This is a genomic window from Providencia sp. 21OH12SH02B-Prov (genome assembly GCF_027362595.1).
GTDB lineage: Bacteria > Pseudomonadota > Gammaproteobacteria > Enterobacterales > Enterobacteriaceae > Providencia > Providencia zhejiangensis.
Genome location: NZ_CP114796.1, coordinates 2,574,066 through 2,599,159, shown reverse-complemented (window position 1 = coordinate 2,599,159; position 25,094 = coordinate 2,574,066). Strand labels below are relative to the sequence as shown.

The 25,094-nt window shown below is 41.3% G+C and carries 20 protein-coding genes, 3 tRNA genes and 1 other RNA gene; 11 read left to right on the top strand and 13 right to left on the bottom strand.

Translation table 11 applies throughout. The features are described from left to right. Positions 1–11: 11 nt before the first annotated feature. The 3 genes from hemP to ppsR form a co-directional block, all read right to left on the bottom strand. The gene (gene hemP / locus O7C57_RS12250; protein WP_154622091.1) at positions 12–197 is read right to left on the bottom strand and encodes a hemin uptake protein HemP; all 186 of its coding nucleotides are present in this window, start codon (positions 195–197) and stop codon (positions 12–14) included. 226 nt (positions 198–423) lie between these two features. After that, positions 424–1,473 (bottom strand): 3-deoxy-7-phosphoheptulonate synthase, encoded by a 1,050-nt coding sequence (locus O7C57_RS12245; protein WP_269723185.1) that lies wholly within the window; start codon positions 1,471–1,473, stop codon positions 424–426. A gap of 127 nt (positions 1,474–1,600) precedes the next feature. Then, complete coding sequence (gene ppsR, locus O7C57_RS12240) at positions 1,601–2,461, bottom strand: posphoenolpyruvate synthetase regulatory kinase/phosphorylase PpsR (protein WP_154622089.1); 861 nt, start codon at positions 2,459–2,461, stop codon at positions 1,601–1,603. A gap of 272 nt (positions 2,462–2,733) precedes the next feature. Between ppsR and ppsA the strand changes: the two genes are divergently transcribed. After that, positions 2,734–5,109: a phosphoenolpyruvate synthase gene (ppsA, locus tag O7C57_RS12235; RefSeq protein WP_269723184.1), complete on the top strand. Its 2,376-nt coding sequence runs from the start codon at positions 2,734–2,736 to the stop codon at positions 5,107–5,109. Between the two features lie 392 nt (positions 5,110–5,501). Here the strand turns inward: ppsA and rprA are convergent. Next, an RNA gene (gene rprA / locus O7C57_RS12230) (antisense sRNA RprA) lies at positions 5,502–5,611 on the bottom strand. A gap of 244 nt (positions 5,612–5,855) precedes the next feature. Next, entirely contained in the window at positions 5,856–6,971 is a 1,116-nt protein-coding gene (gene ydiK / locus O7C57_RS12225) for an AI-2E family transporter YdiK (protein WP_154623914.1), read from the bottom strand. A gap of 267 nt (positions 6,972–7,238) precedes the next feature. Here ydiK and ydiJ point away from each other — a divergent pair, with 267 nt between their 5' ends. The 9 genes from ydiJ to O7C57_RS12180 all read left to right on the top strand — a co-directional run bounded on the left by ydiJ (position 7,239) and on the right by O7C57_RS12180 (position 18,240). Beyond that, positions 7,239–10,295, top strand: coding sequence for a D-2-hydroxyglutarate dehydrogenase YdiJ (gene ydiJ / locus O7C57_RS12220; RefSeq protein ID WP_154623915.1), 3,057 nt, complete (start codon positions 7,239–7,241; stop codon positions 10,293–10,295). Beyond that, a complete protein-coding gene (locus tag O7C57_RS12215) occupies positions 10,292–10,708 on the top strand; it encodes a hotdog fold thioesterase (protein WP_154623916.1) in 417 nt (138 codons plus the stop codon). The genes ydiJ and O7C57_RS12215 overlap by 4 nt, the downstream gene beginning before the upstream one ends. 370 nt (positions 10,709–11,078) lie before the next feature. Beyond that, positions 11,079–11,459 carry a Fe-S cluster assembly scaffold SufA gene (gene sufA, locus O7C57_RS12210; RefSeq protein ID WP_154625058.1) on the top strand — a complete coding sequence of 127 codons (381 nt, stop codon included), beginning with the start codon at positions 11,079–11,081 and terminating at the stop codon, positions 11,457–11,459. A 16-nt stretch (positions 11,460–11,475) separates the two neighbouring features. Continuing rightward, a complete protein-coding gene (sufB, locus tag O7C57_RS12205) occupies positions 11,476–12,975 on the top strand; it encodes a Fe-S cluster assembly protein SufB (RefSeq protein WP_163862014.1) in 1,500 nt (499 codons plus the stop codon). A 45-nt stretch (positions 12,976–13,020) separates the two neighbouring features. Beyond that, complete coding sequence (sufC, locus tag O7C57_RS12200) at positions 13,021–13,767, top strand: Fe-S cluster assembly ATPase SufC (RefSeq protein WP_154625060.1); 747 nt, start codon at positions 13,021–13,023, stop codon at positions 13,765–13,767. Then, positions 13,742–15,046, top strand: a complete 1,305-nt coding sequence (sufD, locus tag O7C57_RS12195) for a Fe-S cluster assembly protein SufD (protein ID WP_154625061.1) — start codon at positions 13,742–13,744, stop codon at positions 15,044–15,046. Before sufC ends, sufD begins: the two co-directional genes overlap by 26 nt. 7 nt (positions 15,047–15,053) lie before the next feature. Next, positions 15,054–16,292, top strand: a complete 1,239-nt coding sequence (gene sufS, locus O7C57_RS12190) for a cysteine desulfurase SufS (protein WP_154625062.1) — start codon at positions 15,054–15,056, stop codon at positions 16,290–16,292. Between the two features lie 187 nt (positions 16,293–16,479). Then, positions 16,480–16,896, top strand: coding sequence for a cysteine desulfuration protein SufE (gene sufE, locus O7C57_RS12185; RefSeq protein WP_154625063.1), 417 nt, complete (start codon positions 16,480–16,482; stop codon positions 16,894–16,896). A 270-nt stretch (positions 16,897–17,166) separates the two neighbouring features. Further along, positions 17,167–18,240, top strand: a complete 1,074-nt coding sequence (locus tag O7C57_RS12180) for a L,D-transpeptidase family protein (protein ID WP_154625064.1) — start codon at positions 17,167–17,169, stop codon at positions 18,238–18,240. Between the two features lie 106 nt (positions 18,241–18,346). On the opposite strand, the gene O7C57_RS12175 is transcribed toward O7C57_RS12180, so the two are convergent. The 6 genes from O7C57_RS12175 to O7C57_RS12150 form a co-directional block, all read right to left on the bottom strand. Beyond that, positions 18,347–18,583, bottom strand: coding sequence for a major outer membrane lipoprotein (locus tag O7C57_RS12175; protein ID WP_004919171.1), 237 nt, complete (start codon positions 18,581–18,583; stop codon positions 18,347–18,349). A 544-nt stretch (positions 18,584–19,127) separates the two neighbouring features. After that, positions 19,128–20,540 carry a pyruvate kinase PykF gene (gene pykF / locus O7C57_RS12170; protein ID WP_154625065.1) on the bottom strand — a complete coding sequence of 471 codons (1,413 nt, stop codon included), beginning with the start codon at positions 20,538–20,540 and terminating at the stop codon, positions 19,128–19,130. 409 nt (positions 20,541–20,949) lie between these two features. Then, positions 20,950–21,026 (bottom strand) — tRNA-Val (locus O7C57_RS12165). Between the two features lie 27 nt (positions 21,027–21,053). Then, positions 21,054–21,130 (bottom strand) — tRNA-Val (locus O7C57_RS12160). Positions 21,131–21,156: 26 nt separating this feature from the next. Beyond that, positions 21,157–21,233: transfer RNA gene (locus O7C57_RS12155), tRNA-Val, on the bottom strand. A 158-nt stretch (positions 21,234–21,391) separates the two neighbouring features. After that, positions 21,392–22,765 carry an MATE family efflux transporter gene (locus O7C57_RS12150; protein ID WP_163862008.1) on the bottom strand — a complete coding sequence of 458 codons (1,374 nt, stop codon included), beginning with the start codon at positions 22,763–22,765 and terminating at the stop codon, positions 21,392–21,394. A 283-nt stretch (positions 22,766–23,048) separates the two neighbouring features. Here O7C57_RS12150 and O7C57_RS12145 point away from each other — a divergent pair, with 283 nt between their 5' ends. Beyond that, the gene (locus O7C57_RS12145; RefSeq protein ID WP_154625066.1) at positions 23,049–23,705 is read left to right on the top strand and encodes a riboflavin synthase subunit alpha; all 657 of its coding nucleotides are present in this window, start codon (positions 23,049–23,051) and stop codon (positions 23,703–23,705) included. A 183-nt stretch (positions 23,706–23,888) separates the two neighbouring features. Here the strand turns inward: O7C57_RS12145 and O7C57_RS12140 are convergent, their stop codons facing one another. Together O7C57_RS12140 and O7C57_RS12135 are read right to left on the bottom strand one after the other, a co-directional pair. Beyond that, a complete protein-coding gene (locus O7C57_RS12140) occupies positions 23,889–24,176 on the bottom strand; it encodes a putative quinol monooxygenase (protein WP_154625067.1) in 288 nt (95 codons plus the stop codon). Positions 24,177–24,203: 27 nt separating this feature from the next. Then, entirely contained in the window at positions 24,204–24,959 is a 756-nt protein-coding gene (locus O7C57_RS12135) for a helix-turn-helix transcriptional regulator (protein WP_154625068.1), read from the bottom strand. Between the last annotated feature and the right edge of the window lie 135 nt (positions 24,960–25,094).

The window sequence follows — 25,094 nt, the reverse complement described above, 5'->3', positions numbered from 1 at the left end:
TGAATAAAAAACTATTTAGTGAGAATAAGTTTTCCAGCGCGAGTTTGCCTTAATTGGTAAATCTCTCCATGATGTTGAATGGTCAGTTTACCTTCAGAACCTAATAGTTGCAGGCTATCGACAACATCAACTTTGACTGGTTGAACCACGGGTTTGGCGATATTTTTAACGGCTGGTTTTGTCATGTTATCAGTCATAATCAACCCAAGTGATAATAAAACTCATAGTGAGAATCATTATCTTTAAGTTGTTTGGTAACATCAAGAGGTTTTTACATTTAGGTGACAAAATGGCGACAATCGGTATGTTAATCGTTTACCTAGTTGAATAGCTGGGGGATTTGTTCAGAAAATTTGAGAGAAATCGGCTTTTTTACTCAGGATAGGATGAAAAAAGCCGATGTGGTTAAATCATTCGTCGATATTATTTGAATCGGCTTTCTACCGCTTTCACTAAAACGTCGATTAGTTGTTCAGTATCATCCCAACTTAAGCAAGGATCAGTAATGGATTGACCGTAAGTGAGAGGATGGTTAGGTATAATTTTCTGAGTACCTTCGATTAAAAAGCTTTCAGCCATAACCCCACTAATGGCTGTAGAGCCTCCTTTGATTTGTTCCGCGATATCTCGAGCCACTTCCAGTTGGCGACGATGAATTTTTTGACAGTTGCCATGGCTAAAATCAATGACCAAATGCTCAGCTAATTCAAACTCACGCAATGTATCGCAAGCGGCGGCAATATCACCAGCAGAGTAATTTGGTTGTTTACCACCACGCATGATGATGTGACCATGAGGATTACCGCTGGTTTGGTAGATGGTCATTTGGCCATGTTTATCTGGGGACAAAAACATATGTTGTGCTTTTGCCGCACGAATAGCGTCAATAGCAATTCGAATATTGCCGTCAGTGCCATTTTTGAAACCAACCGGACAGGAAAGGGCCGATGCCATTTCGCGATGGATTTGGCTTTCGGTTGTTCTCGCGCCAATTGCCCCCCAGCTGATTAAGTCGGCGATATATTGTCCAGTGACCATATCGAGAAATTCTGTCGCAGTCGGTAGCCCAAGTTGGTTAACATCAATAAGCAGTTTTCGCGCGAGACGGATCCCGGTATTAACTTGGCAAGAATTATCTAAATTGGGGTCAGAGATTAATCCTTTCCAGCCAACAACAGTGCGTGGTTTTTCAAAATAGGTCCGCATGACAATTTCGAGGCGATCTTGGTAACGTTCACGTAATACATTAAGCCTATTTGCATATTCTAGAGCGGCATCAATGTCGTGAATAGAGCAAGGACCCACGATTACCAATAAACGAGGATCTTCACCCGATAATATTTTTTCTATGCGTTGACGTGACGCTGTCACGTTTTGTGCGACTTTTTCAGAAATAGGAAATTCATCAGCGAGTGCTTGTGGTGTAATCAAGCTATCAACACGCTGAGTACGTAGTTCATCAGTTTTTTGCATTCTTTTTTCTCAAAAGCGGTAATAGGCTGAGCCATATCAGTGATTGAGATCACAATAAACGAAAATGGCTCAAATTCAACCAACAACATGAGATTGAATGAAAGATTTTTTTAAAAATGCTGACGAATTAAAAAATTCGTCGTTGTAAGCCCATTGTATCAATGACTTTGGCTGAAATTTCTTCTACAGAATAGTTGGTTGTATTGAGGTAGTTAATTTTGTTTTGTCGAAACAATGCTTCTACTTCTGCAATTTCAATACGACACTGCCTCAATGAGGCGTAACGACTATTTTCCCGACGTTCTTCACGAATGGCAGCTAATCGTTCTGGGCTAATGGTTAAACCAAATAATTTGTGAGTATACGGACGTAATGCGGCTGGCAGTTGTAAATTATCCATATCATCGGCAGTAAAAGGGTAGTTTGCTGCTTGAATACCGAATTGCATGGCTAAATATAGGCTGGTGGGCGTTTTGCCACAACGGGAGACACCCAGCAAGATGATTTGGGCTTGATCCAAATTACGTAATGAAATGCCATCATCATGCGCTAAGGTATATTCGATAGCGGCAATACGGGCATCATATTGGTTGATATTTTGTAGGGATAAACCGTGAGTGCGATTCAGTTTAGGTTCTGGTTCAAGGCCCACTTCTTGTTGGATAGGGGCAACCAAGGTTTGTACGATGTCCTGACAAAAACCGGCGCTTTCAGTAATAATTTTTTTAACAGAAGGTGAAATAATGGAATAGAACACGAGGGGGCGATTTTGTGTTTCTTGATAAATGGTATCTATTTTCTGTTTTATCTCTTGAGCACGTGCTTCTGTCGTGACGAAGGGCAGCGTATAAGAGTTGAAAACTAAAGGGAATTGCGACAAAACAGCATGCCCTAATGTTTCTGCGGTAATGGCTGTTCCATCAGAAATAAAGAAAACCGTTCGTTCTGCGAGGTTTGTTTTACGATTAGTTGCGGTTATTTCACTCATATATTTTATCTTTTATTGTATTTTTCGTTGGTTTTAGAGAGATATTATATTTGATTAAAGTTTAAAAAATAGTTTATAGGGGAAAGTATAGCCAATATTTGAACAATTTTTAGAACAAAAATTTTTTCTTGTTAGTTGGAACGATTCACCTATCTATCTTCATATATTGTCTGTGCTAGTCTATTTCGTGAGGCGAATTATCGCCAATGAGATTTTTTTACGATTTGTACCTTGTCACTAAATTGCTAGATAAAGATAAAGGATCGCTTTCAATGTCCACAAATGGCCTCACTCCGTGTAATGTACTTTGGTATAACCAATTAGGGATGAATGATGTTGACCGTGTTGGCGGCAAAAATGCCTCGCTCGGTGAAATGATTACCAACCTGTCCGATCTTGGTGTATCCGTACCTAACGGATTTGCGACAACCGCACAGGCGTTTAATGATTTTCTTGAGCAGAGCGGCGTCAATCAACGCATTTATCAGCTGCTAGATGAAACGGATATTGATGATGTTAATCAACTCGCTGCCGCGGGTGAAAAGATCCGTCAATGGGTAATTGATACACCTCTCACACCACAGTTAGAAAGTGATATTCGCGCCGCGTATCAAACGTTGTCGGAAGGCGAAAAGGATGCTTCATTTGCTGTGCGTTCATCTGCAACGGCAGAAGATATGCCGGATGCATCATTCGCTGGGCAGCAAGAGACTTTCTTGAACGTCCAAGGTATTGATGCGGTATTGGTCGCGATTAAACATGTTTTTGCTTCCTTGTTTAATGATCGTGCGATTTCCTACCGTGTTCACCAAGGTTATGACCACCGTGGCGTTGCGCTTTCTGCGGGTGTTCAACGGATGGTTCGTTCAGACTTAGCGTCTTCTGGCGTGATGTTTACCATTGATACTGAGTCAGGATTTGATCAAGTCGTGTTTATTACTTCCGCCTATGGTCTAGGTGAAATGGTTGTACAAGGCGCGGTTAACCCTGATGAGTTTTATGTTCATAAACCGACGTTAATCAATCAGCGTCCAGCGATCGTCCGTCGTACCCTTGGCTCTAAAAAACTGCAAATGGTTTATGCAGATAGCCAAGAACATGGCAAACAGGTACAGATTGAAGATGTACCAGAAGCATTGCGCAATCGTTTCTCTTTAACTGATCAGGAAGTGGAAGAGTTAGCTCGCCAAGCGTTGCAGATTGAAAAACACTATGGCCGTCCGATGGATATTGAATGGGCAAAAGATGGTCATAATGGTCGTCTGTACATTGTTCAGGCTCGTCCGGAAACGGTTCGTTCAAATCAGCAAGTGATGGAACGCTATCAATTAAAGCAGCAAGGTAATGTTTTGGTTGAAGGGCGTGCAATTGGTCATCGCATAGGTGCAGGGCGAGTTAAAGTGATTCATAACTTAAATGAAATGGATCGCATCCAACCTGGTGATGTATTAGTGACGGATATGACTGACCCAGATTGGGAACCTATCATGAAAAAAGCCGCCGCGATCGTCACTAACCGTGGGGGACGTACTTGCCACGCTGCAATTATTGCGCGTGAATTAGGTATCCCTGCTGTTGTGGGTTGTGGTGATGCAACAGAACGCCTAGCTGAAAATAGCCCAGTCACTGTCTCTTGCGCAGAAGGCGATACGGGGTTTGTCTATGAAGGTGAACTTGGCTTTGAAATTCATAGTTCCGCTGTAGATGAAATGCCTGCCCTTGATGTCAAGATCATGATGAATGTGGGGAATCCTGATCGTGCATTTGACTTTGCTTGCTTACCTAATGAAGGTGTTGGTTTAGCAAGGCTGGAGTTTATCATTAACCGCATGATTGGTGTTCATCCAAGAGCATTACTGGAGTTTGACGCTCAAACACCAGCGCTACAAAATGAAATACGGACCATGATGGCAGGTTATGATGAGCCTATTGAATTCTATGTGGGTAAATTGACCGAAGGGATCTCAACGCTAGCCGCTGCGTTCTGGCCAAAACGTGTGATCGTGCGTCTGTCTGACTTCAAATCTAATGAATATGCCAACCTTGTGGGAGGGGATATTTACGAGCCTGAAGAAGAGAACCCAATGTTGGGCTTCCGTGGGGCAGGTCGCTATGTGTCTGACAGCTTCCGTGACTGTTTTGCACTTGAATGTGCAGCAGTTAAACGAGTACGTAATGATATGGGCTTAACGAACGTTGAGGTTATGATCCCATTTGTACGTACCGTTGCTCAAGCTGAAGCGGTTGTAGACGAATTAGCGAAGCACGACCTTAAACGTGGCGAGAACGGCCTGAAAGTGATTATGATGTGTGAGATCCCATCTAATGCGTTATTGGCTGATCAATTCCTTGAGCATTTTGATGGCTTCTCAATTGGCTCTAACGATATGACACAGCTAACGTTAGGCTTAGACCGTGACTCAGGTGTGGTATCTGAATTGTTCGATGAGCGTAATGATGCCGTGAAAGCAATGCTATCGATGGCAATTCAAGCCGCTAAACGTCAAAATAAATACGTCGGTATTTGCGGGCAAGGTCCTTCAGATCATCAAGATTTTGCACAATGGTTGGTTGAAGAGGGGATTGATAGCCTCTCTTTAAATCCAGATACTGTTGTCCAAACTTGGTTAACATTAGCGGATTCTTAATAACTTAATACGTTATTTAAGACGAGAGTCTCAAGCCGACAAATTTATTGTCGGCTTTTTTATAAATCAAATTGAATATACCAATTAAAGAAATTAATAAAATCTATCGATAGGTTTCATTGCCGTTATTGGTTTTAAAATAAAAGAAGCTATTTGATAAGTCATAAAAAATTTAATTAGAACTACTCATATTAGAATCCTAAGAAGGTTAATAAACCGATCCATTAGTGTTAATCATTTTAAGTAAAATTCGAATTGAATAAGTAAATAAACATATAAACCCAATGCGATAATGCTTTACTCTAAATTAGAGTAATGTCATGGGGGAAATTATTGCTATGGAAACGTGTTCGCTTAGGGAATATGAATAAACTTCATGTTGAATGGGGAGATAAAAAAAAAGCCTATCATGGGCTGACAGGCAAAGACTACACACAGCAATTCTATTGAGACAATCACGCTTAAAAAAGAGGCATGATTTTGAGATCTGTATTAATCAAAACGTAAATCATTAGCTTACTAATAATAATTTATTTAAAATTTATATTCATTAAGAAGACTCTTAATGTAAACTTTAGTGACTGTAAGATAAATAGAATTCGTTTCAACGCAAAGGATAATATCACAAATAAGTTTGAATACTAATATAAGTCTGTTAAATATTGTTTCTAAATATTAATGAGAATAAACATTAATCCAACAGTATGCTTAATAGCAAGCATACTGTTGGTGAATTTTACTTTAATTTATTTTTTACTCATAAACTCTTCCTCAAGAAACTTTTCGGTTTCTTCAAGGTTTTCATTTGGCATTGCGACTTCATTCATCCACGCTTTTAATAGGCTATATGAAACGGCAAGTACGACAGGACCGATAAATAATCCAATCATACCAAAAGAGAGGATGCCGCCGATCACGCCGACAAGAATGAGTACCATAGGTAAGTCAGCACCCATTTTTATTAGCCACGGGCGTAACACACCATCCATGGTTGCGACAACGGCAGCCCATATAGCAAGGATAATCGCCCATGTTGTATCCCCCGTCCAAAATAACCAAATCACAGAAGGAACCATAATCAAAAGGGGGCCGAGTTGTGCGACGCAACAGATAAACAATAATACGGTGAGGATAGCCGCGTAGCCGATACCTGATAGTGCTAAGCCGATACCGCCGACAATGGCTTGAATTAATGCCGTTACAACGACACCTAATGCTACTGCTCGAATAGATTGTGCGGCTAATACCACCGCTGCATCACCCCGGATCCCTGCTAATCTAACCGCAAAATGGCGGATACCAAGCATCACGGATTCCCCTTTTAGGTACAGTAATCCACTAAAGAGCAGCATTAATGCAAGATGGAACATAAAGCGTCCTGCATTGATGGCTTGAGCGAGAAACCAGCCAGCCGCTTGGCCAAAATAAGGTTGAACTTTCGCTAATAATGCGTTGCCTCCGCTAGCCACTAAGCTATGCCAAGCATAATAAATTTTTTCACCAATAAAGGGGACTGTATTAAGCCATTCTAAATCCGGTAAGCGTAAACTGTTTGGCGATTTCGCCAATTCAACAAGCGGGGTGCTATTTTGAATGATACTACCAATGAGAATACCGAGAGGTATTACAAATAGAAGGAGTATTAATGAGACCATGATCAAGGCTGCAAGCCAGCGCTTATTCCATAATCGAGATTCGATACGTAACAGCAAAGGCCATGTAGCAATCACCATCATACCAGCCCATACAAAGCCAAGAATAAAGGGATTTAGTACCCAAAAGCAGGCGGCTATCATTAAAATGATAGATGCCAATCCAAAGATAAGTTTGGGTAAGTCGAGTCGTTTTTGCGATTTTTCCATTAATGCCTAATCCTTAACAAATAAAAACACTGCAAGTGAGCCGTTTTTTTAGGTGAAAATAATGTAATTTTTTTTCACGATCAAAAAAAAACAATATTGTGATATGGTTCATCACTGACAATGTCATCAGCGGTTGTACTCTCTCTATCAACAACAGGTTTTGCAGGAGAAACTCTGCAAACCAATCAGGCACTATTGTGCTACTTAAAGTAAAGATAGTACATAACGAGTAATGCGAACACTAAACAACAAGAGTCATCGTTAATAATGATCCCGCGTATAATAGAAGCACCTAATTTAAGTAAGCTTGTCATTGAATTTCTACATCAACTGCAAGAGCACGGTTTTACCGGTGATAATGGTACTAGTTATGCAGAACGTCTATCAATGGCAACGGATAATAGTATTTACCAATTATTACCTCAGGCGGTCGTCTTTCCACGCTCCAGTGCCGATGTGCAAATTGTTGCTCGGGTCGCTGGGCTAGAGAAATTCCGTGAGCTGACTTTCACTCCAAGAGGTGGGGGAACGGGCACCAATGGTCAATCGCTAACGGAAGGGATTGTGGTGGACATGTCCCGTTACATGAACCGCATATTAGAGATTAATCCTGAGCAAGGTTGGGTAAAGGTGGAAGCGGGGGTGATCAAAGATCAGCTAAACCAATTCCTCAAGCCTTATGGCTATTTTTTCTCACCTGAATTATCGACCAGTAACCGCGCGACGTTAGGTGGCATGATCAATACCGATGCGTCTGGACAGGGCTCTTTGGTGTATGGCAAAACCTCTGACCACGTTCTCGGCGTTAAAGCAATTTTATTGGGGGGCGAATGCATCGATACTCGCGCTATGCCTGTTGCGCTTGCCCAAACGATTGCGTCAGAAGATTCTGTGACGGGACGTATTTATAAAACTGTACTTGAGCGTTGTTTGGAGCAACGCCCTTTGATTGAAGAAAAATTTCCCAAACTCAATCGTTTTCTAACTGGGTACGACTTACGTCATGTCTTTAATGACGATCTTAGCGAATTTGATTTAACGCGTATTTTAACGGGTTCAGAAGGCTCGTTAGCTTTTATTACGGAAGCGACGTTAGATATTACGCCTTTACCAAAAGTGCGCCGTTTGGTTAACGTAAAGTATGATTCATTTGAATCCGCCTTGCGTAATGCCCCTTTTATGGTGCAAGCGAAAGCACTATCTGTTGAAACGGTCGACTCAAAAGTATTAAACCTAGCGCGGGAAGATATCGTTTGGCATTCAGTAAAAGCATTGATTACCGATGTGCCTAATAAAGAGATGCTTGGCCTGAATATTGTCGAGTTTAGTGGTGATGATGAAGACGAAATTAATCATTTGACAATGAGCTTGTGCCAGCGTCTAGATGAGTTAATGGAGCAGCATAAAGCGGGTGTGATTGGTTACCAAATTTGTGATGACCTAGATGATATCAACCGTATTTATAATATGCGTAAAAAAGCCGTTGGCTTATTAGGGAACAGTAAAGGCGCGGCGAAACCAATTCCATTTGTTGAAGACACCTGCGTGCCCCCAGAGCATTTAGCCGATTATATTGTTGAGTTTAGGGCGCTTTTGGATAGCCATAATTTAAACTATGGTATGTTTGGTCATGTGGATGCTGGGGTGTTACATGTTCGCCCAGCCCTAGATATGTGTGATCCACAGCAAGAAGTATTGATGAAACAAATTTCGGATGAAATTGTTGCGCTCACCGCAAAATATGGCGGCTTGCTATGGGGAGAACATGGTAAAGGCTTTAGGGCAGAATACAGTCCTGAATTCTTTGGTGAAGTGCTGTACGGTGAGCTGCGAAATATTAAAGCCGCTTTTGACCCAGACAATCGCCTTAACCCCGGAAAAATTTGTCCTCCCGCTGGTCTCGATGCGCCGATGAAACAAGTTGATGCGGCGAAACGAGGCACTTATGATCGCCAAATACCCATATCAGTACGTCAAGAGTTTCGTGGCGCTATGGATTGCAACGGTAATGGCTTGTGTTTTAATTTCGATGTAAAAAGCCCTATGTGTCCATCGATGAAAATCAGTGGGCAGCGAATTCACTCCCCGAAAGGTCGTGCGACCTTAGTGCGTGAATGGTTACGATTACTTTCCGAGCAGGGAGTAACCCCTGAAAGCCTTGAAAAAGGTATCAAAGAAGATCGCCCATCACTACGTGGATTAATAGATAAAACTCGTAACACATGGCGGGCACAAAAAGGGGATTATGATTTCTCTCATGAAGTTAAAGCGGCTATGTCGGGATGTTTAGCCTGTAAAGCCTGTTCAACGCAATGCCCGATTAAAATTGATGTACCTTCATTTAGAGCAAAATTTTTGGCGTTATATCATGGGCGTTATTTGAGGCCGATTCGTGATCATATCGTTGCGGGAGTTGAAAATAGCGCCCCTTTATTGTCTAAGGCCCCTAGCGTATTTAATTTCTTCTTGCGTCAACCTTGGGTACAAAAGTTAAGTGAACAAACCATTGGCATGGTCGATTTGCCTTTATTCTCACAGCCAACATTGAAACAGCAACTCTCCGGCCATGCTGCGATAACTGTGACGCTCGAGCAGTTAGAAGCGATGTCTGCATCACAACGTGAACATTATGTTTTGGTTGTACAAGATCCCTTTACGAGTTATTACGACGCCAAAGTTGTCGCGGATTTTGTTAAATTAGTCGAAAAATTGGGCTTTAAACCAGTATTGTTACCATTCTCTCCAAATGGTAAAGCCCAACATATCAAAGGCTTCTTATCTCGTTTTGCTAAAACAGCACAAAAAACAGCAACGTTTCTCAATAGAGTGGCTAAGTTAGAACTGCCTATGGTGGGTGTGGATCCTGCGTTGGTACTGTGTTATCGCGATGAATATCATGAAATCTTAGGAAAACAGCAGTGTCAGTTTACTGTGCAACTTGCGCATGAATGGCTTGCTACATTGCCAGAGCCGCCACAACGCCAAACAGCACCGTCGGAGCCGTGGTACTTCTTTGCTCATTGCACTGAAACCACAGCACTGCCAAACAGTGGTTCCCAATGGGCAAACTTATTTAAACGTTATGGGCAAGAGTTGAAGAATATCAGCGTGGGTTGTTGTGGCATGGCGGGAACATATGGTCATGAAGTTGCGAATATCAAAAACTCAAAAGGCATCTATAATTTGTCGTGGAAGCCAGCAATAGAGAAGTTACCTAAAGAACGTTGTCTGAGTACTGGGTATTCATGCCGTAGCCAAGTGAAGCGGATGGAAAATACGCAAATTAAGCACCCTATACAGGCGCTATTGGAGATAGTTGAATGATTTGGAAACGTAAATTTACGCTTGACCATATGTCGGAAATGGCAAAAAACTGTATGTTAGGCCATCTCGGCATTGAAATCACAGGTTATGGTGATGATTATATTGAAGGAACGATGCCTGTTGATCAGCGTACCAAGCAACCATTTGGATTATTACATGGTGGCGCCTCAGTGGTTTTGGCGGAGTCATTGGGGTCAATAGCAGGTTATCTGTGCAGTGAAGGTGAACAGCGTGTTGTTGGCCTTGAAATTAATGCCAATCATATTCGTTCAGCGACACAAGGTACGGTTAAAGGTATTTGTAAACCGATTCACCTTGGACGTCGTCAGCAGGTCTGGAACATTGATATTTTCAATGAGAAAGGGCAACTGTGTTGTACTTCTCGATTAACAACAGCAGTACTCTCTGATTAATCCTCGTTAACCTCAATTCATATCGAGTTGAGGTTACTTCAACTATTTCATTATAATTTCAATTCTTGTTGAGTAAATTAAGTTGTATAATAAATGTATGTTTATTAATTTGTGCCATTTAAATGTATTGATGAGTACATAATATTAAAAAAAATGTAACTTTTTTTAATCGTTAATATTTAATAAGTTAGAATAGCTTCTTGCTCTGTTTGCCTAATAAATAGGCTCATAATGCCTAAAAAATAGACTGAAATAGGTATAACCTTTCAAAACAAATGGTTGAAGTGACAAGGGTTATCGCTACCATAGTACAAACGGAGTGAATTCTCCTGATAACTGGCTGAAAAGCCATGAAAATTGTGGGGTCAATATGACTGCAAAAATGAATGACAATGTAGAAACTTTTTCTATAGATGAAACGAATTGGCAGGGTGTTAACCTGACTGACAGCGCAGCGAAACAAATCAAAAAATTGATGGAACAACATCCTGAAACTAAAGGGCTTTCGCTGGGAGTTAAACAGTCAGGCTGCGCCGGTTTTGGCTATGTTTTCGAAATGATAGAAAACCCAACAGAGAACCATTTACTCTTTGAGCACGATGGTGCATGTCTATTTGTACCTAAAGAAGCAATGCCATTTATCGATGGCACAGTGATCGATTATGTCCAAGAAGGTCTTAATCGTATATTTAAATTCAATAATCCGAAAGCGCAACATGCCTGTGGGTGTGGTGAAAGCTTTGGTATTTAATATGTGAAGTCAGATTATGTCTCAGAGCAATGTAGAAATTGGCGATGAAGTTCAAAGCTGGCTTAATGACCAGCGTTATAAAGAAGGCTTTTTTACAAATGTCGCGACAGATGAAATGGCCAAAGGGATCAACGAAGATGTTGTCCGGGCTATTTCCGCGAAACGTAATGAACCCGAGTGGATGCTAAAATTCCGCCTTGATGCTTATCATCATTGGAAAGGTATGGAAGAGCCACATTGGTTAAAAGCCCATTACCCAAATTTAGATTATCAAGACTACAGTTATTACTCAGCACCGTCTTGTGGTTCGTGTGACGATAGTTGTGGCTCGCAAACCGGTGCGACACAAGCAACTGGCGTGACAGAAACGAATAATTACCTGACAGCTGAAGTTGAAGAAGCATTTAATCAGTTAGGGGTTCCTGTACGTGAGGGGAAAGCCGTTGCTGTGGATGCGATTTTTGACTCAGTGTCTGTTTCTACTACATATCGTGATGATCTTGCGAAACACGGTATTATTTTCTGTTCATTCAGCGAAGCAATTCAAGAGTATCCTGAGCTGGTACAAAAGTACTTAGGTACTGTCGTATCCAGTCACGATAACTTCTTTGCCGCTTTAAATGCAGCAGTTGCATCAGATGGCACCTTTGTCTATATCCCGAAAGGGGTACGCTGCCCTATGGAACTTTCGACTTATTTCCGTATTAATGCCGCAAAAACAGGGCAATTCGAACGGACTATTTTGATTGCCGACGAAGGTAGCTATGTTAGCTACATCGAAGGATGCTCTGCACCTGTGCGTGATAGCTATCAGCTGCATGCCGCGGTCGTGGAAGTTATTATTCATAAAGATGCCGAAGTCAAATACTCAACTGTACAAAACTGGTTTTCAGGTGGAGACAGTGAGGAAGGGGGCATCCTTAACTTTGTGACCAAGCGCGCGTTATGTGAAGGTGAAAATTCGAAAATGTCATGGACGCAGTCTGAAACAGGCTCGGCTATCACATGGAAATACCCAAGCGTTATCTTAAAAGGGGATAACTCTGTTGGTGAATTTTTCTCTGTCGCACTCACGAACGGTAATCAGCAAGCGGACACGGGAACAAAAATGATCCATATCGGGAAAAATACCCGTTCTACGATCATTTCTAAAGGTATATCCGCCGGTAAAAGTCAAAACAGCTATCGCGGCTTAGTCAAAATATTACCAAGCGCTCATAATGCACGCAATTTCACTCAGTGTGACTCAATGTTAATTGGAACTCAGTGTGGAGCACATACCTTCCCTTATGTTGAAGTCAAAAACAACACTGCGCAACTCGAGCACGAAGCAACCACCTCCCGTATTGGGGAAGATCAGCTATTTTACTGCTTACAGCGTGGAATTAGTGAAGATGATGCGATTTCAATGATCGTAAATGGTTTCTGTAAAGATGTTTTCTCGGAACTTCCATTAGAGTTTGCGGTAGAGGCACAGAAATTGCTGGCAATCAGCTTAGAACATAGCGTCGGCTGATCACAATCAGGTTTATATGCGCAAAAGCGCCAAAGGCATGTTGATATGTTAAGTGTTAAAAATTTACATGTAAGTGTAGAAGGTAATGAAATTTTAAAGGGCTTATCACTGGAAGTTAAACCGGGTGAGGTTCACGCCATTATGGGCCCAAATGGTTCCGGTAAAAGTACGTTATCTGCGACGTTAGCTGGCCGTGAAGAATATGAGATTGACGGCGGCGAGGTGATCTTTAAAGGGAAAGATCTACTCGAGTTAGACCCTGAAGAACGTGCAGGGGAAGGTATCTTTTTAGCGTTCCAATATCCGGTTGAAATTCCGGGTGTGAGTAACCAGTTTTTCTTGCAAACAGCCGTGAATGCGGTACGTGAATATCGTCAGCAAGAACCCTTAGATCGTTTTGATTTCCAAGATTTTATTGAAGATAAAATCGACTTACTTGAAATGCCACAAGATCTACTGACTCGCTCAGTGAATGTTGGCTTTTCGGGGGGGGAAAAGAAACGTAATGATATTTTACAGATGGCAGCTCTTGAGCCACAGCTGTGTATCTTAGACGAAACCGATTCAGGTTTGGATATTGATGCATTGAAGATTGTTGCAAATGGTGTTAACTCACTGCGCTCTCCAGAACGTTCTTTTATTATCGTGACGCATTACCAGCGCATTCTGGATTACGTCAAACCTGATTTCGTGCATGTACTGTATCAGGGGAAAATCATCAAATCAGGTGATTTCAGCTTGGCGAAAAAACTGGAGGAGCAAGGTTATGGCTGGCTTATTGACCAACAGTGAAAGAGCAAACAAACGTGCTCAGGTCGCTGCACTAAATGAGCAAGCAATGGCGCGTTTTGCAACACTTTTCGAACAACGTTCTGGGGATAAATCCCAGCATGCAGCAGCACATTGGGAAAAAGCGAACCACGTTGGCTTACCTGCCTTTCGTCATGAAGATTGGCATTATACGCCATTGCAAACGGTCTTAAATACTCAATATCGCTTTGCTGAAAACGTTGTTGATGAAAAAGCATGTGAGTTATTGGCATTACCTATCGATGCTTACCGAATTGTACTTGTTAACGGTCGTTATAATTCGACACTCAGTTCAATTGATATGGGGCCGTTCAAAGTTGCGTTATTAGACAGCCAAGATATGTTACCAGATGCTGTTAATGGAGAGGTTTTCTTGCATTTAACAGAAAGTCTTGCGCAACAACCGATTGTTATTCACCTCGGTGCAAACCAAATCGCACCAAAACCACTTTATCTGCTGAATATTTCGAGTGGTGATGATGAGGAAACCGTGAATCACAGTCATTATCGTTATCACATGACATTGGATACCAATAGCAAGGCACAAGTGATTGAGCACTATGTCAGTGTTAATGATAAACCGCACTTTACGGGTGGTCGTTTAACGGTTGAGGTGGGCGATAACGCACAATATCAGCACTTCAAATTGAATAACGAGAATAACCAAGCACAACATTTTGCGCATAATGACATCGTCGTTGGTCGTGATAGCCAAGTGTTGAGCAGCAGTTTTCTGCTTGGCGGTACTTTGACTCGCCACCATACTAGCGCACAGTTATCGGGTGAAAATGCTGACTTTTCATTGAATAGCATGTTATTGCCTAAAGATAATGAAATTGTCGATACTCGTACCTATCTCGAACATAATGTCGGTCACTGCGAAAGCCGTCAGTTACATAAAGTCATTGCGATGGATAGCAGTAAAGCCGTCTTCAACGGCATGATCAAAGTTGCTCCGGATGCGTTGAAAACAGATGGTCAAATGAGTAATCACACCTTATTATTGGGTGATAAGGCCGAAGTTGATACTAAGCCTCAATTAGAAATCTATGCTGATGATGTGAAATGCGGACATGGTGCAACGGTTGGTCGTATCGATGATGAACAATTGTTTTACCTGCGTTCGAGAGGGATCGATGGTAAAGCCGCAAAGCATATGATTATTATTGCTTTTGCAGCTGAATTGACAGAATCGATCGAATCTGAAGAACTCAAACAAGCGGTTATGGCGAATATTCGTCAGCGCTTAGCAGAGGTCTAATACGCGTATGACATTCAACGTAGCAGCAGTTAGGCAGGATTTTCCTGCCTTATCCCAAAGTATCCATAATCATCCTTTGGTTTATCTTGATAGCGCGGCTAGTGCACAAAAGCCTCTTCAGGTGATTGAAAAAGAGAGCGAGTTTACGTTGCATCAATATGCTGCGGTACATCGGGGCATACATACGCTTAGTGCTCAAGCCACAACGATGATGGAAAACGTTCGCCAAAAAGCCGCGGATTTTATTCATGCCGCCTCAGCAGAGGAAATTGTTTTTGTTAAAGGAACAACAGAAGCAATTAACTTGGTAGCGAACACCTTTGGCCGCAAATTTATCGGTAAAGGCGACAATATTGTCATTACCGAGATGGAACATCATGCCAATATCGTTCCTTGGTATTTATTGGCAGAGCAGATCGGCTGTGAAATTCGCCTCATTCCTGTTTCTGATCATGGTGAGTTAGAGTTAGCAAAACTTGACGCATTGATTGATGCGAATACGCGCTTGTTGAGCTTTACTCATATCTCTAATGTGCTCGGTACTGTCAATCCTGTGAAAACCATTATTCAAGATGCAAGAGCGATTGCCGCCGAGCGTGGTGCAGAGCTTTATGTACTGGTTGATGGTGCTCAAGGCGCAATGCACAGTGTTGTTGATGTGCAGGATTTAGATTGTGATTTTTATACTTTTTCTGGACATAAATTGTATGGGCCAACAGGGATAGGTATCCTTTATGGCAAAAAATCCCTTCTTGATAAGATGCCGCCATGGGAAGGTGGTGGAGCAATGATCCGCCATGTTAGCCTTAAGAAAGGTATTACCTATGCCGATGCGCCATGGCGTTTTGAAGCAGGAACCCCGAATGTCAGCGCAATTATTGGCCTAGGTGCAGCGTTTGATTATCTGAATGCTTTAGGAAGAGCTGACGCATTTGCTTATGAAAAAGCAGTGATGGAGTATGCCACCGAAAAGTTGAAACAGATTCCATCGTTAACGTTATATGGTAACGACCAGCGTGAAGGGGTGATCGCTTTCAATCTGGGAGTTCATCATGCTTATGACGTCGGTTCTTTTTTAGATCAATACGGTATCGCCATTCGAACTGGGCATCATTGTGCACTGCCATTAATGGAGCGCTATAATGTTCCTGCAATGTGTCGGGCATCCGTGGGTATCTATACGACGAAAGAAGAGATAGACTCTTTATGTGATGCATTACTGCGCATTAAAAAATTATTAGGCTAAGCATTAACGCCTGATGATTTTTTGTTATTATTGACTGAAAAAGCCAATCACGATTGGCTTTTTTAATTATTAGCATAACGAGTTTTGTACTGAGTTAGCCTTATCTCCATCATGAATCGATAATAAACAAAGCGTTAATCAGGCCAACTAAGCTTAGATACATTTGTGACTTTTTAAGGAAAGAAGTATGCCTGCTTTACCCGATGAACATAAATTGCTACGGAATTTTGCACGTTGCCAAAACTGGGAAGAGCGTTATCTGTATATGATAGAGCTTGGTGGACGTTTAACGGCATTAACAGAGCAACAGCGTAGTGACAAGAACCTGATTGCAGGTTGTCAGAGCCAAGTATGGATAGACATGCAAAAGCAAGCGGATGGCCGCATTCATTTTGCTGGTGACAGTGATGCAGCTATTGTGAAAGGGTTAGTGGCAATAGTCATTATTCTTTTTCAGGATAAAACAGCAGCAGATATTCTGTCGTTAGATGTAAAAGCATTTTTTTCGCAACTTGCTTTAGAGCAGCATTTAACCCCGTCACGCACTCAAGGGTTAAATGCAATGATCCGTACCATTTTGTCTCGAGCAACCGAGTTACAATAAGCGGTAAGCAGGGGAATGCATTTCCCTGCTCTTTTTTCGTGTTATTCCTATCAACGGTACTTAAGTGAATTGTTAACCTATTCATTAATGATTGTATGTCGTTTCGTCAGCCCACGGCAGCGGTTACAGCCTAAAATATTTAATAGCTATTAAAGATATGTAATATAGTTGCTATTATGTACATCTCTCACTAAACGGTATACTCATGAGGCTTTAAGTTGCACCTTGAATAATTAGAGTATGCATATGGTATTATTCCCTGGAGTCGGTATGAAGAAAGCGTTAACTGTAGCAAGTTTGTTTATAGCGAGTGCATTGCTGTCGCCAGTGCAAGCAATGGATTATCCATTACCAGATAGCAATACGCGTCTTATCGGGGAAAATGCGCGTTATGTCGTACCTGATGATGGGCGTTCGCTAGAAATGATCGCCAGTGAATATCAAATCGGTTTACTTGCGATGTTAGAAGCGAACCCAGGTACTGATCCTTATTTACCGGAAGCGGGAAAAGAGTTGATTATCCCAACTCAAATGTTACTCCCCGCCACGCCTAGAACGGGCATTGTTATCAACCTTGCTGAATTAAGGCTCTATTACTATCCTGCTGGTAGCCAAGAAGTGGTCGTCTACCCGATCGGTATTGGTCAATTAGGTCGTGACACACCGGAAATGGTGACGTCGGTTAGTCAATCAATTAAAGATCCGACGTGGACACCTACAGCCAATATTCGTAAAAATTATGCAAAAGAAGGTATTACATTACCAGCGGTAGTACCTGCTGGGCCAGATAACCCAATGGGACTCTATGCACTACGCTTAGCCTACGGCAGAGGTGAATACTTAATTCATGGGACTAATGCCGATTTTGGGATTGGTATGCGTGTGAGCTCGGGATGTATTCGTTTACGCCCTGATGATATTGAAGCCTTGTTTAAAACGGTACCTAAAGGAACGCGCGTTCAGGTTATTAACCAGCCTGTTAAGTATTCCAAAGAGCCAGATGGTAGCTACTATATTGAAGTACACCAACCCCTTTCGAAGAAAGCGACAGATGATCCCCAAACGATGCCTATCCCGCTATCTGATGATTTCAAACGTTTCCTTGAGAATGAAGGCATTGATAAATCCTTAGTGGAAAAAGAGCTGGCAAGACGTTCAGGGTTGCCTGTGAAGGTGAATGCAGAGCAGGGCGTAGAGAGACAATATGAACCTGAATACGCAGTCAACGAACCAGAAAAGAGTGAGGAAGCTTCTGATCAGGGACATTATCCTGAATTAAAACCGATCGATCAGTTTACCATTACACAGCCTCAGCCTGTGTATCAGGAGTCTGAAAGCCACTGATTGGGGTTTTAAAGTACAAAAAATAAGGGCCTAAAAATTAGGCCCTCTTATTATTATTTATTGTACGATATCAAAACATACTTGCTATATCGCAGCTAATTTAAACTTACTTTTTGTAAGAACGAACTTGGTTATCAAGACGTTGGTTAGCACGAGCTGCTTCTTGTTGTGCAGCTTGTACTTCAGCACGGATAGTCTGAACATCGTTGCTCAGTTGATCAACTTTACCATTCAGAGTTTGCACGTCTGAAGAGAGTTTTTGCACTTCAGTGCTGTTAGAACAACCCGCCAGTAATGCTGAAGCTAATACGATAGAGCCCAGTACAATTTTAGTACGAATCATTATTTTACCCTCTAGATAGATTTATCTTGAAAATATCAAAGTAAGCTACCAACAAAATAGATATTAGATTGCTCCACATCTACTTATCCACTTTAACACTTAATGTGTTGTGGAATGGTACCCACTTAGTCTTATGCTAGTACTTAATTTCCAGTTTTGCTAGAAATACTTTACGCCAGATAGTAGGAAAAATAAGAAAATTAATTTTTAACTCTCAAGGCTATTATTCGGTAGAACTCAGTTAGCTCTCAGATATTAGTCTAATATAGCAAATGAATAATAGATTGCAATAATGTCATAAATTAAAAAGTTATCTAATGAAAGCATTTTATGTTAAACCAAAATAGCCTTCTATATTAGACGAATAGTATTAGTCTGAAATTAGCGGATAACGACGACCTGTTTATTGCGCTAGGACAAAGTCCTGTGAATTGTGTTATTGAAATGTCGGAGATAAATAAAAAAACGGGAAAAAGTGAGTTTTTCCCGTTTCAAAGATAATCGGAGTGCCTATAGTAAAGTCATGCTATAGGTAATATTACGATTATAAAACGTGTACTGATGAAGTATTTGTTGTTCCACTTGGTACGAGTGCGCCAGAAACCATGACAATGGCATCACCTTCTTTAGCGAGACCACTATTTAGCGCTGCACGTTTACCTTCACGATAGAAGTCATCTGTTGACGTGAATCCACCGACCATCATTGGAATAACCCCTTTTACCAATAACAGCTGACGCGCCGTCTCTTCATTGGTGGTCAATGCTAAAATTGGTGCGGTAGGGAAATATTTACGGACCGATTTTGCAGATTTACCACCGAAAGTTGCCACAACGATCAGTGGTACTTCCAATTTTTGTGACATTTCTACTGCACCACGGCAAACGGCTTCGGTGACGCGTAAACGCTGACCAGGTTTTTGGTTATCGATACGTGAAGGCATAACACGGTCAGTACGCTCACAAATCGTTGCCATGATAGTGACTGCTTCAATAGGGTATTTACCTTTCGCACTTTCACCAGAAAGCATCACGGCATCGGTACCATCGAGGATAGCGTTCGCTACGTCACCCGCTTCGGCACGAGTAGGGCGAGGGTTTTTGATCATTGAATCTAACATTTGTGTTGCTGTGATAACCACTTTGCGTGCAGCAATACATTTTTCAATCATCATTTTTTGCGCGAAAATGACTTCTTCTACTGGGATCTCAACACCCAAATCTCCACGAGCAACCATGATACCGTCAGAAGCTTCAAGGATCTCATCAAAATTATTTAAACCTTCTTGGTTCTCAATTTTTGAGATAATTTGAATATTCTCGCCGCCATGTTTTTTCAGATGCGCACGAATTTCTTCAACGTCAGAACGTTTACGGATAAAAGAGGCAGCGACAAAATCAACGCCTTGTTCACAACCAAACACCAAGTCTTCTTTATCTTTTTCTGCGAGAGCAGGTAGGCCGATAGATACGCCTGGTAGGTTAACGCCTTTTTTCTCGCCTAAGTCACCATTATTTAAGACTTCACAGATAACTTCTGTTGCGGTGACATCTTTCACTTTCATACCAATCAAACCATCATCAACTAAAACGGTATCACCAGCATTCAGATCAGACGTTAAACCCGCATAGGTTACGGCAACTTTATCTTTATTACCGATGACTGAGGTGTCTGTCGTGAATGTGAAAGTTTGACCAGCGACTAAAGAAACGTCATTACCGCCTTCGAGTTTCATTGTGCGGATTTCTGGTCCTTTAGTATCAAGCAGGATAGCGGCTTGTTTGCCTGTTCTCGCACAGACTGCGCGTAGGTTTTTGATACGTTGACCATGTTCTTCATAGTCGCCGTGGGAGAAGTTAAGACGCATGACATTCATGCCTGCATCAAGAAGTTGACTCAATTTTTCTTCTGATTCGGTTTTTGGGCCGATGGTACAAACAATTTTGGTTTTTTTCATGGCAGTCTATCTAAAGGTTATAAAGGAAATCGGTATCGTCGCCGGCTTATTTACGGTGCGCAGAATATTAAAAGTTGCGCAACACATTGTATTAAGAATAGGCGACGGTCTGGTGTTTAATCCAATTATGTTGTGAATTAGATCTCATTTTTTATGTAAATTATTGTTATTGTAACCTAAATCACTAAAGCTAACTTACTGATTTATTTTTGATGAAACCTTTCAGCTAGTGAGCTTATTATAGACAACAAAAAACTGTGAGACAAATCAAATTTTACAAAATTGAGCGAAGGGATATTTCAGATCAAAAAATGATGGTTTTAAGATGGGAAGTTGCGCAACAAAATCAAGTTATGTGCACTAATGCATGAATATAAGCGGATATTGATGATACTAGAGAATGATAAGATGGTGCGTCCGAGTAGACTCGAACTACCGACCCCCACCATGTCAAGGTGGTGCTCTAACCAACTGAGCTACGGACGCATTACAATTTCGTTGACGTCTTTGAAATGGTGCGTCCGAGTAGACTCGAACTACCGACCCCCACCATGTCAAGGTGGTGCTCTAACCAACTGAGCTACGGACGCATTATGATTTCATTGACGTTTTTGAATGGTGCGTCCGAGTAGACTCGAACTACCGACCCCCACCATGTCAAGGTGGTGCTCTAACCAACTGAGCTACGGACGCATTTCAAAATTGTCTGGGTGACAACGGGAACGAATATTAACTTTCTGTCGCCGTTCTGGCAAGGGGAAAATGTATTTTCGTGATAGTTTGCTCGTATTTACAGCGACTAAGTCGAAAATACATTCCCCAATACGATAATTTGCTGATTATTCGCTCAACTAGCGTGTTGATCGTAATAGCACAACGCTATCAGGTTGTTTATGGATCCACCAAATACGCGTTGCCATACCGATAGCGGCAGCGCTCAGACCAACAATAAAGCCAATCCAAAAACCTTGAGGCCCCATCGCTGGCAATAGGATATCTGTTAAAGCGAGCACATACCCAATAGGTAACCCTAAAATCCAATAGGCGGTAAAAGTAATAAAGAAAATAGAACGAGTATCTTTATAGCCACGTAGGATACCTGCACCGATAACTTGTACTGAATCCGATAACTGATAAATGGCTGCAAATAGCATTAAGCTTGAAGCCAGTACGACGACTTCAGGACTCTTGTTATACATTAAGGCGATAGGTTCACGTAAGGTTGCAGTGAGGATCGCCGTCATGCAAGCGACTAATAACCCAACAACCAAACTGGTATAAGAGGAGACTTTGGCGGCTTCAGTGGATTGCTGCCCAAGGTTATAGCCAACACGAATCGTCGCTGCAATGCCTAATGACAATGGGAACATAAACATCACTGAGCTGAAGTTTAATGCAACTTGGTGACCCGCTACAGCGACAACACCTAATGGCGCGACCATCAAGGCAACGATGGCAAATAATGTCACTTCAAAGAACAACGCTAAACCAATAGGTACACCTAATACAAAAATACGTTTCATAATTTGTGGGTTAGGGGACGCAAATCGTTGGGTCGCTCTAATATCACGTTGTGTCGGCGCTCTTCGAACATACCAACGCATCATTAAACACATAACCCAATAAACCGACGCCGTTGCAACACCACAACCCACGCCACCTAACGCAGGCGCACCAAAATGGCCATAAATAAAGATGTAGTTAATCGGAATGTTAACCATTAGACCCAGAAAACCAATCACCATCCCCGGTTTGGTTTTTGACAGGCCTTCACACTGGCTGCGGAACACTTGATAAAATAAATAACCAGGCGCCCCCCACATAATGGCATGCAAGAAACGAACCGATTTATCTGCCAGTTCTTCATCAATATGTGGCATGTTGCCGATGATTAACTTGCTATTATAAAGTAAAAAAATCACGCCAAGTGAAAGAAAGAAGGCGAGCCATAATCCCTGCTGAATTTGATTACCAATTAAATTACGGCGACCGGAACCATTCATCTGAGCGACGATAGGTGTCAATGCCATTAATAGCCCTTGACCAAAAAGAATAGCTGGCAGCCAGATAGAAAATCCGACTGCAACTGCTGACATCTCAGTTTCACTGACGCTACCTGCCATGACGGTATCCACAAAACCCATTGCAGTTTGTGAAAATTGGGCAAGAATGATCGGAATGCCGAGAGCTAGCAAGCTACGCGCTTCTGTAAAATATTTCTGCACGCATACACCTTTAGAGTAATAAACACTGATTAATAGAATTTAGAGAAAGAAATGCTAATGATTTTTGATATATCAAATAGTTAATAGCAACGTTATATTTTAACTCTTTTAATAATTTAATCCAATGGCTCGCAAGTCTGAATATCAAATAAAGTCATCAATAGACAAGTGTGATGGCCTAGAAGAATTCATTACGAGGTTAGATAAAACCACTCAAATTAGGTAGATCTCTAAGAAATGTCAGGTAAACTGAGTCTATCAATTCACAGCACTGAGAATCATTATGTTTACAGGTATTGTTCAAGGCACAGCCCCAATTATTGAGGTCACGGAAAGAGCGAATTTTCGTACCCATGTGATGAAATTTACACCAGAACTACTTGTCGGGTTAGAAACCGGCGCTTCAGTTGCGCATAATGGTTGTTGCTTGACCGTGACAAAAATAGATGGCGAGTATGTTAGTTTTGATCTCATCAAGGAAACATTAAGGCTGACCAATCTTGGCGAATTGAAAGTTGGCGATGTCGTTAATATCGAAAGAGCCGCGAAATATGGTGATGAAATAGGTGGTCATGTGGTATCAGGACACATTGTGACGACCGCGGAAATTAGCAAAATTTTCACCTCAGAAGATAACCATCAAATTTGGCTGTCTATTTATGACAAATCGCTGATGAAATATATTTTGCACAAAGGGTTTGTTGCGATTGATGGTATAAGCCTAACGGTAGGCGATGTTATCAATAATCGTTTTTGTGTTCATTTAATTCCTGAAACCCTAGCAAGAACGACATTAGGTAAAAAACGCTTAGGGGACAAAGTGAATATAGAAATAGACCCACAAACGCAAGCCATTGTAGATACAGTGGAAAGGGTTTTAGCGCAGAAAGAACAAGAAAAGAAAGCCCAAGAAGCGCTTACACAAGAGAGCGATAGTTAAATACCCGAGCGGGGTAGGCAGTGAGGCTTACTTAAAATGCTATAACACCGTAAGATCAACGGCGGTTATAGCATTAAAAAATTCAAACAAATTAAAGGTGTTATGCATTAGCGTGAAAACCTATTTGTTTGAAAAGTTAACGGTGAGGGGGCGCTTTGCAGCCCTTGCCATTAACTTACTTAATTAATCTTTGCATTGATAATTTTCACTAAAATTAATCGAGATGCTTGCATTATCACGTTCAATAGCTTCAACCAACAGTTTAAAATGCGCTGATTTTTTATGCATCTCAAGAGCATCAGCACTTTCCCATTCTTCAAAAACAATGTAGCCATCATCTTTAGTGAAGAGGTCGTATTTGATACACCCTTGTTCACGTCGACTTAATTTAGCTAAATTTTTGATAATATCCTTGGTTAAATACCCATCCTTATTTTCCGTTGTGATTTGTGCATATACAACAATACTCATTCCGTTCTCCTTAATGTGTATTGAGAACTATCTTAAAGGGTACTTGGCTTTTGTATTGTAAAAAAACGAATAGCTGGACTTTAAGAAGGCGGACGGGGTCATGGTAAAATAACGCTTAAAATCACGGTAAAAGTGAGACTGATCATAATAGCCTGTTTCCAGCCAACGATAGGTATCTTGCTCGTGAAGCATGCTTTTAAGTAATTGTTCTAAACGGCAATTTATCTGATATCTTTTAGGCGTGATCCCATATTCTTTGACAAATTCTTTTTGGATAAAACGTGCACTATATCCCATTTCATCGGCAATATCGTTAATCTTTTTGTTTGGATGGCGATAGAGAATAGCCAATATATCATCGACTAATTGATGCTGTTTTGAGGCCTTAGTCACAGTAAAACATTCTAATAGCTCTTTAAAAGAAGCATTGATTAAGTTTTGATACCAAGGTTCTGACCATATGCTCTCAAGCGAGGTGGGATTATCCGTATAAGCTAAAGTACGTTCAGGCAGTAAAAAACGCACCGCATCATGACGCACACGTAATATAATTAATTTTCCTTGATTCGGTTTTGCTGTAAATGTCTCGACTCGGGGAATGACAAGTTGATATTGGCTAACTTGTTGTTGGTGTGCTGTTGATAAATGTAACTCTTTGGTGGAAATCCAAATCTCAGCGCCAGTACCAGGAAAAATTTTAATGGGTTTAGTAAATTTTTTAAAAATTAAGATGGAGCTAATAAAACCATTCAATTCAGCTGGTGGATAATACTGTTTGAGCATAGTCTATACGTAAAGAGTTATTAAGATAACATATAATAACGTTTTTTAGTCGAAAGACTAATAAATTAATACTCACGACGAAATTAAGGCTCTATCAAGAGATTTTTTCTCAATAATAGAGCCTTAACGACGGTT

Coding starts and splice junctions, on each gene's coding strand:
- hemP (WP_154622091.1), bottom strand. CDS start 197: ATGACTGATAACATGACAAAACCAGCCGTTAAAAATATCGCCAAACCC.
- O7C57_RS12135 (WP_154625068.1), bottom strand. CDS start 24,959: ATGCTCAAACAGTATTATCCACCAGCTGAATTGAATGGTTTTATTAGC.
- sufD (WP_154625061.1), top strand. CDS start 13,742: ATGGCTGGCTTATTGACCAACAGTGAAAGAGCAAACAAACGTGCTCAG.
- sufB (WP_163862014.1), top strand. CDS start 11,476: ATGTCTCAGAGCAATGTAGAAATTGGCGATGAAGTTCAAAGCTGGCTT.
- ydiJ (WP_154623915.1), top strand. CDS start 7,239: ATGATCCCGCGTATAATAGAAGCACCTAATTTAAGTAAGCTTGTCATT.
- O7C57_RS12175 (WP_004919171.1), bottom strand. CDS start 18,583: ATGATTCGTACTAAAATTGTACTGGGCTCTATCGTATTAGCTTCAGCA.
- pykF (WP_154625065.1), bottom strand. CDS start 20,540: ATGAAAAAAACCAAAATTGTTTGTACCATCGGCCCAAAAACCGAATCA.
- sufE (WP_154625063.1), top strand. CDS start 16,480: ATGCCTGCTTTACCCGATGAACATAAATTGCTACGGAATTTTGCACGT.
- O7C57_RS12145 (WP_154625066.1), top strand. CDS start 23,049: ATGTTTACAGGTATTGTTCAAGGCACAGCCCCAATTATTGAGGTCACG.
- sufS (WP_154625062.1), top strand. CDS start 15,054: ATGACATTCAACGTAGCAGCAGTTAGGCAGGATTTTCCTGCCTTATCC.
- ppsA (WP_269723184.1), top strand. CDS start 2,734: ATGTCCACAAATGGCCTCACTCCGTGTAATGTACTTTGGTATAACCAA.
- O7C57_RS12140 (WP_154625067.1), bottom strand. CDS start 24,176: ATGAGTATTGTTGTATATGCACAAATCACAACGGAAAATAAGGATGGG.
- ydiK (WP_154623914.1), bottom strand. CDS start 6,971: ATGGAAAAATCGCAAAAACGACTCGACTTACCCAAACTTATCTTTGGA.
- sufC (WP_154625060.1), top strand. CDS start 13,021: ATGTTAAGTGTTAAAAATTTACATGTAAGTGTAGAAGGTAATGAAATT.
- O7C57_RS12180 (WP_154625064.1), top strand. CDS start 17,167: ATGAAGAAAGCGTTAACTGTAGCAAGTTTGTTTATAGCGAGTGCATTG.
- sufA (WP_154625058.1), top strand. CDS start 11,079: ATGACTGCAAAAATGAATGACAATGTAGAAACTTTTTCTATAGATGAA.
- ppsR (WP_154622089.1), bottom strand. CDS start 2,461: ATGAGTGAAATAACCGCAACTAATCGTAAAACAAACCTCGCAGAACGA.
- O7C57_RS12245 (WP_269723185.1), bottom strand. CDS start 1,473: ATGCAAAAAACTGATGAACTACGTACTCAGCGTGTTGATAGCTTGATT.
- O7C57_RS12215 (WP_154623916.1), top strand. CDS start 10,292: ATGATTTGGAAACGTAAATTTACGCTTGACCATATGTCGGAAATGGCA.